At 46.9% G+C, this 14,660-nt stretch carries 12 protein-coding genes and 1 pseudogene; 7 read left to right on the forward strand and 6 right to left on the reverse strand.

Annotated features, from left to right (window positions below; genetic code table 11):
- Positions 1 to 233 precede the first annotated feature (233 nt).
- The 3 genes from FC83_RS09215 to FC83_RS09225 all read right to left on the reverse strand — a co-directional run bounded on the left by FC83_RS09215 (position 234) and on the right by FC83_RS09225 (position 3,581).
- Positions 234 to 809: a hypothetical protein gene (locus FC83_RS09215; protein ID WP_057002685.1), complete on the reverse strand. Its 576-nt coding sequence runs from the start codon at positions 807 to 809 to the stop codon at positions 234 to 236.
- 163 nt (positions 810 to 972) lie between these two features.
- The gene (gene argH, locus FC83_RS09220; protein ID WP_035450910.1) at positions 973 to 2,355 is read right to left on the reverse strand and encodes an argininosuccinate lyase; all 1,383 of its coding nucleotides are present in this window, start codon (positions 2,353 to 2,355) and stop codon (positions 973 to 975) included.
- A complete protein-coding gene (locus FC83_RS09225; RefSeq protein ID WP_035450908.1) occupies positions 2,355 to 3,581 on the reverse strand; it encodes an argininosuccinate synthase in 1,227 nt (408 codons plus the stop codon). Before FC83_RS09225 ends, argH begins: the two co-directional genes overlap by 1 nt.
- A gap of 260 nt (positions 3,582 to 3,841) precedes the next feature.
- Here FC83_RS09225 and FC83_RS09230 point away from each other — a divergent pair, with 260 nt between their 5' ends.
- The 4 genes from FC83_RS09230 to FC83_RS09245 all read left to right on the forward strand — a co-directional run bounded on the left by FC83_RS09230 (position 3,842) and on the right by FC83_RS09245 (position 6,786).
- On the forward strand, positions 3,842 to 4,216 hold the full coding sequence (locus FC83_RS09230) for a hypothetical protein (RefSeq protein WP_035450907.1): 375 nt from the start codon (positions 3,842 to 3,844) through the stop codon (positions 4,214 to 4,216).
- Between the two features lie 69 nt (positions 4,217 to 4,285).
- Entirely contained in the window at positions 4,286 to 5,029 is a 744-nt protein-coding gene (locus FC83_RS09235) for a metallophosphoesterase family protein (protein WP_035450906.1), read from the forward strand.
- A 66-nt stretch (positions 5,030 to 5,095) separates the two neighbouring features.
- The gene (locus tag FC83_RS09240) at positions 5,096 to 5,887 is read left to right on the forward strand and encodes a hypothetical protein (protein ID WP_152537672.1); all 792 of its coding nucleotides are present in this window, start codon (positions 5,096 to 5,098) and stop codon (positions 5,885 to 5,887) included.
- Between the two features lie 110 nt (positions 5,888 to 5,997).
- Complete coding sequence (locus FC83_RS09245; protein WP_035450903.1) at positions 5,998 to 6,786, forward strand: hypothetical protein; 789 nt, start codon at positions 5,998 to 6,000, stop codon at positions 6,784 to 6,786.
- Between the two features lie 88 nt (positions 6,787 to 6,874).
- Here FC83_RS09245 and fdhF read toward each other — a convergent pair.
- The 3 genes and pseudogenes from fdhF to FC83_RS09260 form a co-directional block, all read right to left on the reverse strand.
- Positions 6,875 to 9,367: pseudogene (fdhF, locus tag FC83_RS09250) on the reverse strand (formate dehydrogenase subunit alpha); the annotation flags it as partial.
- 86 nt (positions 9,368 to 9,453) lie between these two features.
- Complete coding sequence (locus FC83_RS09255; RefSeq protein ID WP_035450900.1) at positions 9,454 to 10,752, reverse strand: complex I 51 kDa subunit family protein; 1,299 nt, start codon at positions 10,750 to 10,752, stop codon at positions 9,454 to 9,456.
- Positions 10,753 to 10,754: 2 nt separating this feature from the next.
- Positions 10,755 to 11,258 carry an NADH-quinone oxidoreductase subunit NuoE family protein gene (locus FC83_RS09260; RefSeq protein WP_035450899.1) on the reverse strand — a complete coding sequence of 168 codons (504 nt, stop codon included), beginning with the start codon at positions 11,256 to 11,258 and terminating at the stop codon, positions 10,755 to 10,757.
- A gap of 455 nt (positions 11,259 to 11,713) precedes the next feature.
- Between FC83_RS09260 and FC83_RS09265 the strand changes: the two genes are divergently transcribed.
- Genes FC83_RS09265 through FC83_RS09275 form a run of 3 tightly spaced genes read left to right on the forward strand, consistent with a single transcriptional unit; the run spans position 11,714 to position 14,659 of the window.
- Entirely contained in the window at positions 11,714 to 12,928 is a 1,215-nt protein-coding gene (locus FC83_RS09265; RefSeq protein ID WP_035450898.1) for an NAD(P) transhydrogenase subunit alpha, read from the forward strand.
- 1 nt (position 12,929) lies between these two features.
- Positions 12,930 to 13,244, forward strand: a complete 315-nt coding sequence (locus tag FC83_RS09270; RefSeq protein ID WP_035450896.1) for an NAD(P) transhydrogenase subunit alpha part 2 — start codon at positions 12,930 to 12,932, stop codon at positions 13,242 to 13,244.
- Entirely contained in the window at positions 13,244 to 14,659 is a 1,416-nt protein-coding gene (locus tag FC83_RS09275; RefSeq protein ID WP_057002686.1) for an NAD(P)(+) transhydrogenase (Re/Si-specific) subunit beta, read from the forward strand. The genes FC83_RS09270 and FC83_RS09275 overlap by 1 nt, the downstream gene beginning before the upstream one ends.
- Position 14,660: the final 1 nt, after the last annotated feature.

Genomic DNA, 14,660 nt, shown 5'->3' on the forward strand with positions numbered 1-14,660 from the left:
GCCAGTTGATGAGCAGGCTAAAAAAACTAAGTGCTGATGTTAACGCTACTACGCGCATTAAATTCTTTTTCATTGGCAAAACCTCCAGAATATTTGGTTGAACAAATATTGCCCAACAACTAAAATTTAACACAGGTCATTACTACTGTGGAAAAAAGTCCTGAGCGCTGGGATTTGGCCCCCGAACGCGAAAAAGTTGAGCTATAAGCCGCTTTCACGTGCCTGCATCGGGGCTAAATAATAGCCCGGACGATCAGATACCCAATATTTAAAACAACGCCAATGCTGGCAAACCAAGTCGCCTGTTTAGGTTGTTTTGCCAGGTATTTGATAAATCCATAAATCAGGCCATAGGTTACCACCGTATCAAAGCAACCCGAAACTATGAAATAGGGTGTACTGGTCAAAGGGACTTTGAGCAAAACTGTCCCCATGGTAATAATGGCGTCAACGACCCCGGAAATCCCATAGCTGATATAAAGCCCCCGTTTGATCAACTTGTTGGTGGTGGGGTTCGCTTGGGTTTTGGTAATGGTCAAAACAATATAATACAGGATAAACTCCAGGTAAACCGTAATAAACAACCCGACCACCAGGGTCACTACGCCGCCAATAATCGCTGTCGCTCCTGTGAAAATATGTAGACCCGTACTGTCACTGTTAATCAGGGTCTGTTGAACTGCAGTCTTCACACCTTTAGGTGGAAATAAGAACATCACAAAGTAAACATCCAACAGTGCAAATAAGTAATAAATGATCAGGGCCATTCGCGTATCTGCGGCCTTGGCTTTGGCCAGCCATTTTGTCATGAAAATCATCTCCTCATTCCAAAACTTAGCACAAATCGTCCAAACTGTGGAAACAATGTCCTAAGCGCTGGGATTTGGCCCCTGAACGCTAAAAAACCATCTGACCCTAACGCCGCCCAGCGTTAATATCAGATGGTTTTTTCAATTATGACAAATCACTAAATTAGTCATTTAGAGCCGCTTTGGCCCGCTTAATTTCTTTATGAATCTCATCAAACCCGGTACCCCCTAAGGAATCCCGCAGCTTCACAGCGTTTTCGGGATCGAGGGCCGTATACACGTCTTCATCGATCAATGGTGAGATTTGTTGGAATTCAGCCAAGGTGATATCCTTCAGGAATTTATGCTGTTGGATACACTTCAAGACTGTTTCCCCCACGATTTCGTGGGCTTGGCGGAAAGGAATCCCCTTCTTGGCCAAGTAATCCGCTAATTCCGTGGCGTTGGAGAAGTCGTGAACCGTGGCATGTTTCATGTTGTCCTTCTTCACAGTCAACGTTTCAACCATGCCATTCATCACTTTTAAGGACATAAAGATGGTGTTGACGGTGTCAAACATCCCCTCTTTATCTTCTTGCAGATCCTTATTATAAGCCAACGGCAAGCCCTTCATCACCGTGAGCAAGCCCATCAAGTCCCCAAAGACCCGACCGGATTTGCCCCGGATCAATTCGGCCATATCCGGATTCTTCTTTTGAGGCATGATGGAACTGCCCGTGGAATAAGTGTCCGAAAGTTCAATATAATTGAATTCTTGGCTGGACCACAGCACTAATTCTTCGCAAAAACGGGATAAGTGCATCATCAAAATGGCCGAGTTGCTTAAGAATTCCAAAATAAAGTCCCGATCGCTGACCGCATCTAAACTATTGTGGTAGATGTCTTTAAAACCCAACAAGTCCGCCGTTTTTTGCCGGTCAATGGGGAAAGTGGTCCCCGCCAGCGCCGCCGCCCCAATTGGGGAAATATCGGCATGCTTTTGGTTGAACTCAAAACGTTCATAGTCCCGGTGCAACATGTTGTAATAAGCTAAGAGATAGTGGCCATAGCTAATGGGTTGGGCATGTTGCAAATGGGTATACCCGGGCATAATGGTGGTCACATTGGCGTCAGCTTTTTCAACCAGCGTTTTTTGTAAGTCTTTAATTAACGGTAACAGTTCTGCCAAGCGATTGCGCAAGTACAGATGCATGTCCAAAGCCACCTGATCATTCCGGGAACGGGCCGTGTGCATTTTCCCCGCTACCGGCCCAATCAAGTCCGTCAACGCCTTTTCCAAGTTTAAATGAATATCTTCATTTTCAATGGAAAAATGCAGGGCACCAGCTTCAAGCTTCTTTTGTAATTCCTTTAAGCCATCCTGAATTTGGTCAGCTTCGCCTTTGGCAATAATATTTTGATCCGCCAACATTTGTACGTGGGCCAGGGAGCCTTGAATGTCTTCTTCGGCTAATAAGTGGTCAAATTCGATGGAGGCACCGAATTTTTGCACATATTCGCTGGGTTCTGCAGTGAACCGGCCACCCCAAAGTTTGGTTGTTGCCATTATTTAACCGCCTGTCCTTTAGTTTCTAAATCACCTTTGGCTTGCACTTGGGCAGCCACTTGAGTTGGTAAGCCCCAAAGTTTGATGAAGCCCACACTGGCTTGTTGATCAAATGTGTCTGAAGAGGTATAAGTTGCCAAATCCTTGTCGTACAAGGAGTATGGTGACTTCCGACCTTCAACGACCACGTTGCCTTTGAATAATTTAACCCGAATGGTCCCTGTAACAACTTGTTGACTTTGTTTAATGAAAGCGACCATGGCTTGCATTAATGGTGAGAACCAGAGGCCATTATAAACTGTGTTGCTCATTTGGTTGGTGATTTGTGGTTTGAAGTGGGCCAAATCCCGTTCAAAAGTGATGTCTTCAAGGGATTGATGGGCTGTCATCAACACTTGGGCGCCAGGTACTTCATAGATTTCTCTAGATTTGATACCCACTAACCGGTTTTCGATGTGGTCGATGCGGCCAATACCATGTTTGCCGGCAACTTTGTTCAAGTGCAAAATCAAATCAGCTAAGTTGTAGTTTTCGCCGTCTAAGGTCACTGGTACACCTTTTTCAAAGCCAATTTCCACAATATCAGGTTCGTCTGGGGTATCTTCGATAGCTGCGGTCCATTCAAAGGCATCAGCTGGTGGGGTTACCCAAGGATCTTCCAAGACGCCGGCTTCGTTAGCCCGGCCCCAAAGGTTTTGATCAATAGAATAAGGGCTGTCCAAATTGATTGGAATTGGAATATTGTGCTTTTTAGCATAGTCGATTTCTTCTTCACGGGACCAGTGCCAGTCCCGAACTGGGGCTAAGATTTCGATATCTGGTGCCAAAGCGTGGATGGCCACTTCAAAACGAACTTGGTCATTACCTTTACCAGTACAACCATGGGCGATGGCTGCAGCATCGGTTTGTTTAGCGATTTCCACCAATTTCTTGGCGATCAAGGGACGAGATAATGCGGAAACCAATGGGTAAGTTTCTTCATATAAAGCGTTGGCTTGCAGGGCGATCAAGGCGTATTCTTCAGCGAATTCGTCTTGGCAGTCTAAGGTGTAAGATTCAACGGCACCGACTTTCAAGGCCTTTTCTTTGATAAATTCCAAGTCCTTGCCTTCACCCACATCAACACAGCAAGCGATGACGTCATAACCCTTGTCTTTTAACCATTGAATTGCAACGGAGGTATCTAAACCGCCGGAATATGCTAATACTACTTTTGGATTTGCCATAATTGAAAACTCCCTTTTGTTTTTTAATGAATTTTTAATTTAGTGATATCATGGTGATAAATATACACCCTTGAAATAAAAAATGCAAGGTTTTAAATAAATATACATTAATTTACCGAAATTATGTATATTATTCACTCGACCCTGTCAGTTCCGTTCTGGTTGAAATACCGGTATAATGGGCTTAGTGATACAAATGCGCTTTTTCAAATAATTACCAGCGGCAAGTTTGCTTTTTATTTCATATTTAAAAGAAAGTAGTGGTCATTATTCAGTTCCTAAAACAAGCAAGTTTAGTGCGCCCGTTGATGTCCACTGGCTTATTTCTATTGCTGGCCCTGGCCGGTTTGTTGCTGCAAACCCTGGGACATTACTATAAAAGCTTTGATAAAAAAGTGGAACGGGCGTTGCAATTATTTTCAATTTTGGGGTTCTCTTTATTAGCCGTGAATTTAGTCATTATTTTCCTAAGCTTCCAAGCTTCTGAGGATAAGGACTTTCTGTCAGCTAATATTTGGTTGATTTTAGCCATCATCGTATCCATCGCAACGATCGTTTATTGCGTCTACACCCGGATCAATTTGTTCAAAGGCTTGGGGTATAAACCCAAACACGGTCGGCGGAAGTCTAAATGATAGCGCTGACAAGCCAATGTTGCGACCTAATTTTTACCAGAATAAAGGCTCTTTGGGAGATGATTTGTTATGAAGATAGCGGCACTTTATGATATTCATGGCAACTATCCGGCCCTAGCGGCTATTTCAAAACAACTCACCACACTCGCGCCGGATTTAATCGTATTTGGCGGCGACCTAATCAGTGGCCCCATGCCGCTTAAGACCTTGGCTTTAATCAAGAAGCTGGAACAGCAGTATTCAACGGTCAGTATCATGGGAAATAACGACCAAGATGTCATTGATGCAGCTAATGGTCAACCGTTACAAATGTCTGATCATGGTCAACAACAAATCCAATGGGTCGCAAAGCAATTAAATGACCAACAAATTACTGCCTTAAAAAGATTGCAACCTAATGTGACGCTTGGTAACTATTTTTTCTGTCATGCTGTGGCTGGCGATAATCGTACAATTTTTACACCGCATTCAGATATTCAGAAAATTCAAAAACTATTTGCGGGTATTCAGGCCCCATTTATCATTTGTGGCCATACCCATATCCAATTTAAGTTAAAGCTTGGTGACCAAGAAATTATCAATGCTGGCAGTGTAGGGATGCCCTTTTCAAACCAAGCCGGTGCCCAATGGCTTTGGCTGACAGAGCAAACAGCTGAATTCAAGACAACGCCAGTGGCTAAGCCCGCGGCAATCAAAGCTATGCAAACCAGTAGCTTTCCCTTCCTGAGCGAATTTATTGATGCAAATGTTAAACACACCACTTCGCTCGCAGCAGCGTATAAAATATTAGACCAATTGACAAATCAGCAATGATACAGCCATAGCCAAAAATTTTGATATCGTTCTTTTGCAACATCACGAATTAATTGGGAGGTATTCATGATGCCAGAAATAGCTACAATACGGATACGCAAGTTGGCCCTTTGGCTCTTTAGTTTTGGGTTGGCACTAACGGGTTTACTAAGCTTTGGGCAAATCGCCCAGGCGGATAGCTTTAACATTAGTCGCGATGAGTCTTATGGAAAATATACCCAAGTTGACTCTGCACAACAGGCTTTACCCCTATATAAATCACCTACCAGTTCACAAAGTAACGGCACCTTATCGACGGCTTATCGCCGCTGGCAAATTACTGGGGCTTATGTTGATAGTAGTAGCAATGATTATAAAGTCCTCGCTTATGATTTAGGTAATAATCAGTGGCTTAAGTTCAGTGATATCCCAGACAGTACCCGCTTTATAAACTTAGCCGGTGTGGCTTTTAGTGATTTCTTCTCCAATAATGCCCCTTATCAATTGTACTCAGATGCCCAAACTACCCAACCGGCTGGTCTATTGAACACAACCTACGACACGTGGCATATCACAACGACTGCCACTGATAAAAATGGCAATACTACTGCTTATAACCTAGGTGCCAATGCTTGGGTCAGGGCCAGTGATCAAACTCAACTAATCAATTATTTGAGCGATCCGGTCTACTATGATATTAATGCTGGTGTGACCACTTACGACCTTAACAGCAATCCCACCGGCACCATTCAAGTTACCACGGTTTATGGCAGCATGGCTTATCATTATGATAAAAATAATCAAATGATGTTACAGGTCGGTAATCACTACCAATGGGTTTATCGTGGGGATATGCGGCAATCTAGTTATGGCTACTAAATCTTGGCTGCTAGTTCCAACCATCTGGCTGCAACTCAATGCACCTACATTCAACTATTTTCGTGGCACTGTTTGTAACTACCATACAAATTTATTGGGAGGAATTCATTATGACAAAACCAGCTACCGCTCGGTTCCGCAAACTCGCCCTTGTCCTCTTTAGTTTGAGCTTGGCCTTGATTGGTTTATTGAGTTTTAATCACGTGGCCCAAGCCGCCGGAGATTATGACATCAACAGGAATTCGAATTATATTGGCTATATTCAGGTAGACTCAGACAAACAAGCGTTGCCGCTGTATAATTCCCCAACTGACCAAGTAAGTAACGGTCAGTTGGCCACGACTTATGACCGTTGGGAAATCACAGGTGCCTACATGGATTCAGATGGTGCACTTTTGGCTACCGCTTACGATTTAGGTGATAATCAGTGGGTCAAACGCAGTGACTTTACAGCTAGTACCCTGGTCCTCAAAGTAATTGGTGCACCTTTCACAACTTTCTTTTCTAATCGTGCCGCTTATCAATTATATTCAGATGCGCAAACAACTCAACCTGCCGGAATCTTAGGCACAGATTATGATATTTGGCAAATAAATGGCTATGCTTATAACAAGGCCGGTCAGATAAGCGCCTATAACTTAGGTGCTAACGCTTGGGTTAAATACATTGACCCGACGCAGACGATTCATTTCCGCAATGACCCCATTTATTTAGATATTGATGCTGGCGTGACCACTTATGATGTGAATAGTCATCCCACTGGTACCATTCAAACTTCTACGGTTTATGTTTCTGGGGAATATCACTTTGACAAGAACAATCAAATCATGCATCGCGTTGGTAACGACCGCCAATGGGTTTATGGCGGTGACACTCGCCAGTCCAGTTACGGTTACTAACCACTAAAAAAAGTATCACGGGAAAAATACATCCTGTGATACTTTTTTAATTGGTGCTATTTTGAATCCTTTATTTAACTTACAACAATTAGTGACTGTCTACCGGGGCCGCAACTGGTTCGATTTTCACCGCACAAACCTTATAGTCAGGGATGATGGCAATATCGTCACAGTGGGGGTTGGTCAAGACGTTGGCGTTACCATCGTGGTAATGCAGGGTCATGAAGACAGACCCCACCGAGACCACGTCGGCCACGGCAGCATAGGTTTGAATCGTGCCCCGTCTGGAGCTGACTTGCACCTTGTCCCCATCTTTGATCCCCATCTTTTGGGCATCGACGGTGTTCATTTCAATATAAGAGCGACCAGCTAATTGATCAATGCCCGGGGTCTTGTCGGTCATGACCCGGGTATTATATTGGTACAACTGGCGCCCAGTGGCCATTAAGAATGGATATTGGTCATCTGGCAATTCATCTGGTGGCTGATAAGGCAGGGCTTTGAATAGCCCCTTGCCCCGGGTGAATTTGTCCACGTGTAAAATTGGGGTGCCGGGATCGTCCAGGGTGCGGCAAGGCCATTGCAGACCACTGTTTTGTTCCAGGCGCTCATAATTGATGCCCCCGTAACTAGGGACCACTTGGGCAATTTCATCCATGATGGCACTAGGTGAGTCATAAGCCATTTCATAACCCATCTTGGTGGCTAATTCACTGAAGACTTGGTAGTCCACTTTCACCCCGCCTAATGCTTTAGCGGCTTGGCGGACTCTTTGGACCCGCCGTTCCGTGTTGGTGAAGGTCCCGTCTTTTTCCGCATAACTCAAACCCGGCAAGACCACATCGGCATATTTGGCGGTTTCAGTCATGAAGAGGTCGTGGACCACTAAGAAGTCCATGTTTTCCAAATCCCGGCGCACATCATTGGTATCTGGGTCGGTGGCCATGGGGTCTTCCCCAAAGATATAAAGGCCCCGGATTCGGCCGGTCTGGGCAGCTGGTAGGGCTTGGGTTTCTGTCAAGCCGATTTTATCATTAAGTTTGGTATGCCAAGCTGCTTCAAATTTCGCTTGTACCGCTGGATCACCGACTTTTTGGTAACCTGGAAAGTCAAAGGGGGATGCCCCCAAATCACAGGCCCCTTGCACGTTGTTTTGCCCCCGTAACGGGTTGACCCCACAACCAGGGCGGCCCACTTTACCCACTAACATGGCCAGGTTGGACATGCTCATGACACCTTCAGTACCAAAGGAATGTTCCGTGACCCCTAAGCAATAGATCAACGGCGCTTTGTCAGCTAAAGCATACATCCGCGCAGCTTTGACGATATCTTCTGGGGCTACTTCACAAATCGGCGCCACTTTTTCGGGCGTGTAATCGGCCACCAAATCCCGCATGGCTTCATAGCCTTCGGTCCGCTCAGCGATGAACTTCTCATCAGCCAAACCTTCTTTAATGATGACATGCATCATGGCATTGATCAGGGCAATATTGGTGCCCCCCTTCAATTGGAGATGCAAGGTACTATTTTTCACCAAATCGATATTCCGGGGGTCGATGATGATCAGCTTGGTGCCGTGTTGAACGGCTTGGCGAATTTGTGCCCCAATCACCGGATGGGCCTCAGTGGTATTGGAACCAATGAGTAAAATCACATCCACATCAGTGGTAATGTCGGCAATCGTATTGGTCATGGCGCCACTACCTAAAGTAATGCCTAAGCCGTGGACCGATGGGGCGTGACAAACCCGGGCACAGTTATCCACGTTGTTGTTGCCAAAAGCAGTCCGGACCATCTTTTGAAAGACATAGTTGTCTTCATTGGTGGACCGGGAGCAGGCAAAGCCGGCTAAGCTATCCGGGCCATATTGGCTCTTCAAAGTTCCAAAGCGTTCCGCCATGTAATTGATGGCTTCGGACCAGCTCACGGGGACAAATTCCCCATCTCGCTTGATCAACGGCTTCTTCAAACGCTCTCCAGAGGTGACAAACTTATAGGAAGCAAACTTCCCCTTCACACAGAGTAAATTCTTATTGGCCACCCCATTGGCCGGTTCTGCGTCCACAATTTTACGATTCTTAACCACCAAGTTGATCTGACAGCCCGTCCCACAATAAGGGCAGGTGGTCTTCACTTGAGTGGTTTCCCATTTCCGATAATCTTGATGGACTTTAGCCGTCAATGCCCCCGTTGGGCAAACGGAAACACAGTTCCCGCAGGATTCACACATGGAGCTGTCAAAGTCCCCTTCATAGCCGGCCACCATTTTCGTGGCAAACCCCCGTCCGGACAAGGACAGCACATTGCGACCTTGGCGCAGGTGACAGACTTGGGAACAGCGGCCGCATAAAATACATTTAGCCGGGTCATAGTCAAAGAAGGGATTACTGTGATCAATTTGGCCCACAGGCTGGCGTTTGCCATGGAAGCTGGTATGAAATAGCCCAGCAGCCATGGCGTCACTTTGCAGCTGACAATCCCCATTTTTCGGACATTCAAAACAATTCACATCATGGTTACTTAATTCCAAATCCACCGCAAAACGGCGGCTATTGCGCGTCTGTTCACTACGAGATAAGACTTCCGGCTCACCTTCCAAACTCACCGGGGCCACTAAACGGCCGTATTGGTTGGGCAAGGTGTCACCTTTATTTTGTTTACTTCGCATCACCAAGGCACCTCTTCTTTTGGTTGGGCCTGCCAGTCAATCGTCTTTTTAAATTCTTCCGGAAATTGTTCCATGGCGCTGAAAATTGGATTACCAATGCTTTGACCCACGGGGCAGATGGATTGATCCGCCACATGGTCCACCATGTGTTCAAAATAAGTCAAGTCCCCGGGCACCCCGGCGTGTTGTTGAAAACGCTGGAGCATTTCATAGATCCTAAGGGTCCCCAGGCGACAGGCGATACATTTGCCGCAAGACTCGGTCATAAAGAACTGGGCCACGCTGGTCAAATAATCAATAATACTGGTCCGTTCGTCCATCACCACGATGGCCCCGGAACCAATGGTCAAATTCTTAACCTGGAGGGCTTCGTAACTGTACGTTAGTTCATCCAGGTCAGCCGCAGCCGCAATGGCCCCAGCTTGACCGCCGAAATGCACAAATTTCAATTGGTGGCCGTTAAGTGCACCACCGCCGTATTCAGCCCCATTTAAAATGTCAGTTAAGGGTAGCCCCAAAGGCACTTCAAACAAACCCCGGTGTTTGATTTGACCGGTAAGACAAATCAATTTCGTCCCCCCGGCCTCGGGTGTGCCTAAGGCTAGAAAAGCCCCGCTGCCAAGCCGTAGAATCACCGGAATATTGGCAAAACTCTCCACATTATTGATCAAGGTGGGGGCGCCAAAAAGCCCAGTTTGGGTCGGGTCCGTGGGCTTAGAATCTGGCCGACCGGGTTGGCCCGCTAAAGCATTCAGTAACGCCGACGTCTCCCCACAGACATAAGCGCCACCTCCAGCGATAACTTCAATATCAAAATTAAAATCGGGGATGCCTAAAATTTCTTGGCCTAAATAATGGGCCAAGCGAGCCTGTTGTAAAGCCGCTTCAATGGTGGCTACTAGTTCCGGATAGCGCCCTTGCACGTAGATATACCCTTGTTTGGCTTTGAGAGTCCAAGCGGCAATAGTCATCCCCTCAATAACTGCCAACGGATCCTGGGCCAATAAGGCCTTGTCCTTAAAAGTGCCGGGTTCCCCTTCATTGGCGTTACAGACGATATACTTGGTGTCCCCTTTGGCTTTAGCCACTTGTTGCCACTTGTCGCCGACCGGGGCGGCCATGCCCCCGCGGCCCAGCAACTTGCTCTCGGCTATGTCTGCCATAATGGCGACTGGGTCCAGTTGCACGGCCTTGGCCAACCCCCCATAGCCTTCAAGACCTTGATAGGCGGTCAAGTCAAAGACGGGGTCCAGTTTGCCAAACCGTTTCGTTAAAACTAATTGTGTTGTTTGTGCCATAATTATGCACCTCCCAATTGCGCCGCATAACGGCCAGCTTTAAGGTCGGCCAACAACTCCCAAATCGCATCTGCTGTCAAATTTGGGAAAATACGCCCATTGACGCGAATAAAAGGCGCTTGGTCACAGGCCCCTAGACAAGTCACGGGGCAATACATAAATTCCCCATCGCTGCTGGCTTCATTTTCCCCGACACCCAGGGCATCTCTTAGCGTAGCTTGGACCATTTGATTACCGGTCAATTGACAGGGCGCACTGTCACAAACTTCCAACACGTAATGGGCCTGGGGTTTTGAATGTAAAATAGGATAATAGCTGATCAATTCAAAAATCTGGGCATCATTCATCTTTAAGTAGTCCGCCACCAACCGAGCCGTGGCTAAGTCCACATAATTGGCCTCAGAAACCGCTTGCAATGCCAACAAAATGTTCACAACTTGTTGCGGTTCTGGTGCATAGCTTTTTATGAGCGCCACTTTTTGGGTTAAGGTCATCGTTTGACGCATAAAAATCGCTTCCTTCATTTTATGATAAGACACAAGTGAATTGATTCACAATAGTGGCGCTAAAAAAACTGCGCGCCTCACATCGTGCCCTGAATCCCGCAGCAAAATTGTTCCTATAATGTCCTAACAAAAGTCTGTGCTGTTCTTAATAATTGACTAACTTCACATTTATTATAGAAAGAATAAGTCCATCCGTCAATCTAATTATCCGGGAGTTCACCAACTTTAATTTTAGGGCTGAGCCCAACAATGGCGGTAGCTGGCCCTTTTTGAATTAGCTGGTCTTTTCACAAATTGAGGGTATACCCTAATTTTATAAATAAATTAGCTTTATTAATACGTTTTAATAAATTCACTTGTATCCAGTGATTGCATTAGTGCAAAAATTAGCTTAAAATCGGTGTGTAAAGGCTTTCATCTAAGTTTACTTATATATTTATAAGGAGGTATTTCTAATGGCAATTATTCTCTCGGCGCTCAAGGAACCTGCTGGTGAAAAGCGGGTGGCCTTAAGCCCTGCCGTTGTGGCAAAATTTGTGAAAGGTGGCTTTGAGGTCCTGTTGGAAAAAGACAGCGGAGCCGCCGCCTATTTCCCGGATCATTTATATACTGAAGCTGGCGCTACGATTGTGAATCGTCAAACAGCTTTAGCCAAAGCCAACCTGATCGCCGTGGTAGATCGGCCCGATGAGGACACTTTGGCCCAGTTGAAAAAAGGTCAGGTCCTCATTGGCTTGTTAAAGGCCCTGGTTGAACCAGCTGTCATCCAAGATTTAGCTAAGCGCCAAGTGACAGCTTTATCCTTGGAACTATTACCCCGGACCGTTTCCCGGGCCCAAAACATGGACGCCTTAAGTTCTCAAGCTTCCATTGCCGGTTATAAAGCGGCCTTAGTGGGGGCCAACGCCTTTACCCGTTACTTACCCATGATGATCACCGCCGCTGGGACCGCTAAACCCGCCAAGGTATTAGTTTTAGGTACTGGGGTAGCCGGCTTACAAGCCATTGGGACGGCTAAACGGCTAGGGGCCATCGTCTCCGGTTATGATGTCCGGCCGGCTTCGCGAAATGAAGTGGAATCTTTAGGAGCTAACTTCTTGACCAGTTCCGTCAATGCCGTGGGCGAAGGTGGCTATGCCCGCCAACTCTCCGCAGAAGAACAACAACAGCAACAAGACGAATTAGCTGGTTTCATCGCTAAAAACGACATTATTATCACCACCGCCCAAGTGCCTGGCCGCAAACCGCCATTATTAGTTACCCAAAAATCCGTAGAAGCGGCCCCGGCTGGGACGATCTTCGTGGACTTAGCTGCCAGTGACTTAGGGGGCAACGTCTATAGCTCTAAACCTAGTGAAACTATCACCACGGCTAACAACGCCCAAATCATTGGAGCCCAAGACCTCCCCAGTCAATTAGCCACTTCGGCTTCAGAAATGTATGCCCGCAATATGCAGGCGGTGATCAACACCATTGTCAATGAAGCTGAAATCGTCATTGATGTCAAAGACGATGTTTTAAGTGAACTGGTGGCCACGTATCAAGGAGAAATCGTGTCCGGCCGCCTGCGCCAAGCTTTAAAATTACCTGACAAAAATACTGACAAACCTGACCCAAGTGCTGCCGCAACTGCACCAGCACAACCAGCTACCACAGAGGGGGAAAAATAACATGAGCCAGCAATTATTTACCAATCTAGCCATTTTTATTCTAAGTCTTTTAGTGGGGTTTGAAGTCATGAGTAAAATCCCAGCCACTTTACAAACGCCCATGATGTCCGGGGCCAATGCCATTCACGGCGTGGTCGTGGTGGGGGCCTTTGTCATTGCCGCCGAAGCTAACAATGTGGCCTTATATATCCTGGCTTTCTTATGCGCCTTCTTTGCCGCCGTCAACGTGGCCGGAGGCTATACTTTGACTGATCGGATGCTGCACATGTTCGATCGGCCCAAAGCTTCTAAAAATGATGATGGAGGTGACAAATGATGTCGACACTACAAACTGCTGCTTCATTAGTTTACTTAATCTCAGCCATTTGTTATGTCCTAGGGGTCCACTTGATGCGCTCGCCTAAATCAGCCCGGAACGGGAACCTGTTATCCGGGGCGGGGATGCTCTTAGCGGTCATCATGGTCACCATTGAATTGATCGTCCAAGGTAAAATCACCGCCATGGGCTGGTTAGTCCTCATCGCCGGGTTAGTTCTCGGGGTCTTGTATGGGGTCATCAAAGCCCGCCGCGTGGAAATGACCGCCGTGCCTCAACTGGTTTCCCTATTTAACGCCGTTGGGGGTGGCGCTGCTGCCGCCATTGGGATCTTTGATTACTTCCATATGCCCACTGGGTCCAGCTTAAGCTTAGTTTTCTCTATCCCCGTCTTATTAGACATTGTCATTGGGGGCACAACTTTTTCCGGGTCCTTGATCGCCATGGGTAAACTGGCCGGGAAAATTTCCGGCAAACCCATCAGCTTCCCAGGGGCGCGGATCTGCAACTTCATCGTCATCATTGCCATGGTTGTGGGGGCCGTTTTGATCATTGGCTTCCCAGTTACCCCTTGGTACTTAGGCTTAGTTTTATTGGCCAGCTTGATTTTCGGGCTTTTGATGACCTTGCCAATTGGTGGCGCCGATATGCCCGTGGTGGTTTCCTTACTCAACGCCTTCACCGGGTTAGCCGTGGCCTTTGCCGGGTTTGTCATCAACAACCAAGTCTTGATCATTGCCGGGGCCTTAGTTGGGGCCGCTGGGACTATCTTGACCTTACAAATGGCTGAAGCCATGCACCGGTCAGTGGCCAACATCATCGTAGGTGGCTTTGGCGCTGGCGCCACAGGTAAAGGGGCTGCGGCCTCAGATGTACCGGTGAACGTCACCGAAACTACCGCCGACGATATTGGCTTGCAACTAGGCTACGCCCATAACGTCATGATTGTTCCGGGTTATGGTTTAGCTGCTGCCCAAGCTCAACACGAACTGGCTGAATTAGCCAAATTGTTGACCGATAGTGGTATTAACGTCAACTACGCCATTCACCCGGTGGCTGGGCGGATGCCTGGTCACATGAACGTCTTATTAGCCGATGTCAATGTGCCTTATGATCAAATGAAACAACTTGAAGATGCCAATTCCATGTTTGAAGATACCGATGTTTCCCTAGTCATTGGGGCCAACGATGTTACTAACCCCCTGGCTCGGGAATCTGGGAATCCAATTTCAGGGATGCCGATTTTAAATGTGGATCAATCTAAATCCGTCGTGGTTATCAAACGGTCTATGAGTACCGGTTATGCCGGGGTAGCCAACCCACTCTTCAGTGATGACAAGACTACCATGTTCTTTGCCGATGCCAAAACTGGCCTGCAGGATATCATTGCCGCTACCAAACAATATTTGGATTAAA

Origin of the sequence: Agrilactobacillus composti DSM 18527 = JCM 14202, from assembly GCF_001436375.1 — a bacterium.
Taxonomy (GTDB): domain Bacteria; phylum Bacillota; class Bacilli; order Lactobacillales; family Lactobacillaceae; genus Agrilactobacillus; species Agrilactobacillus composti.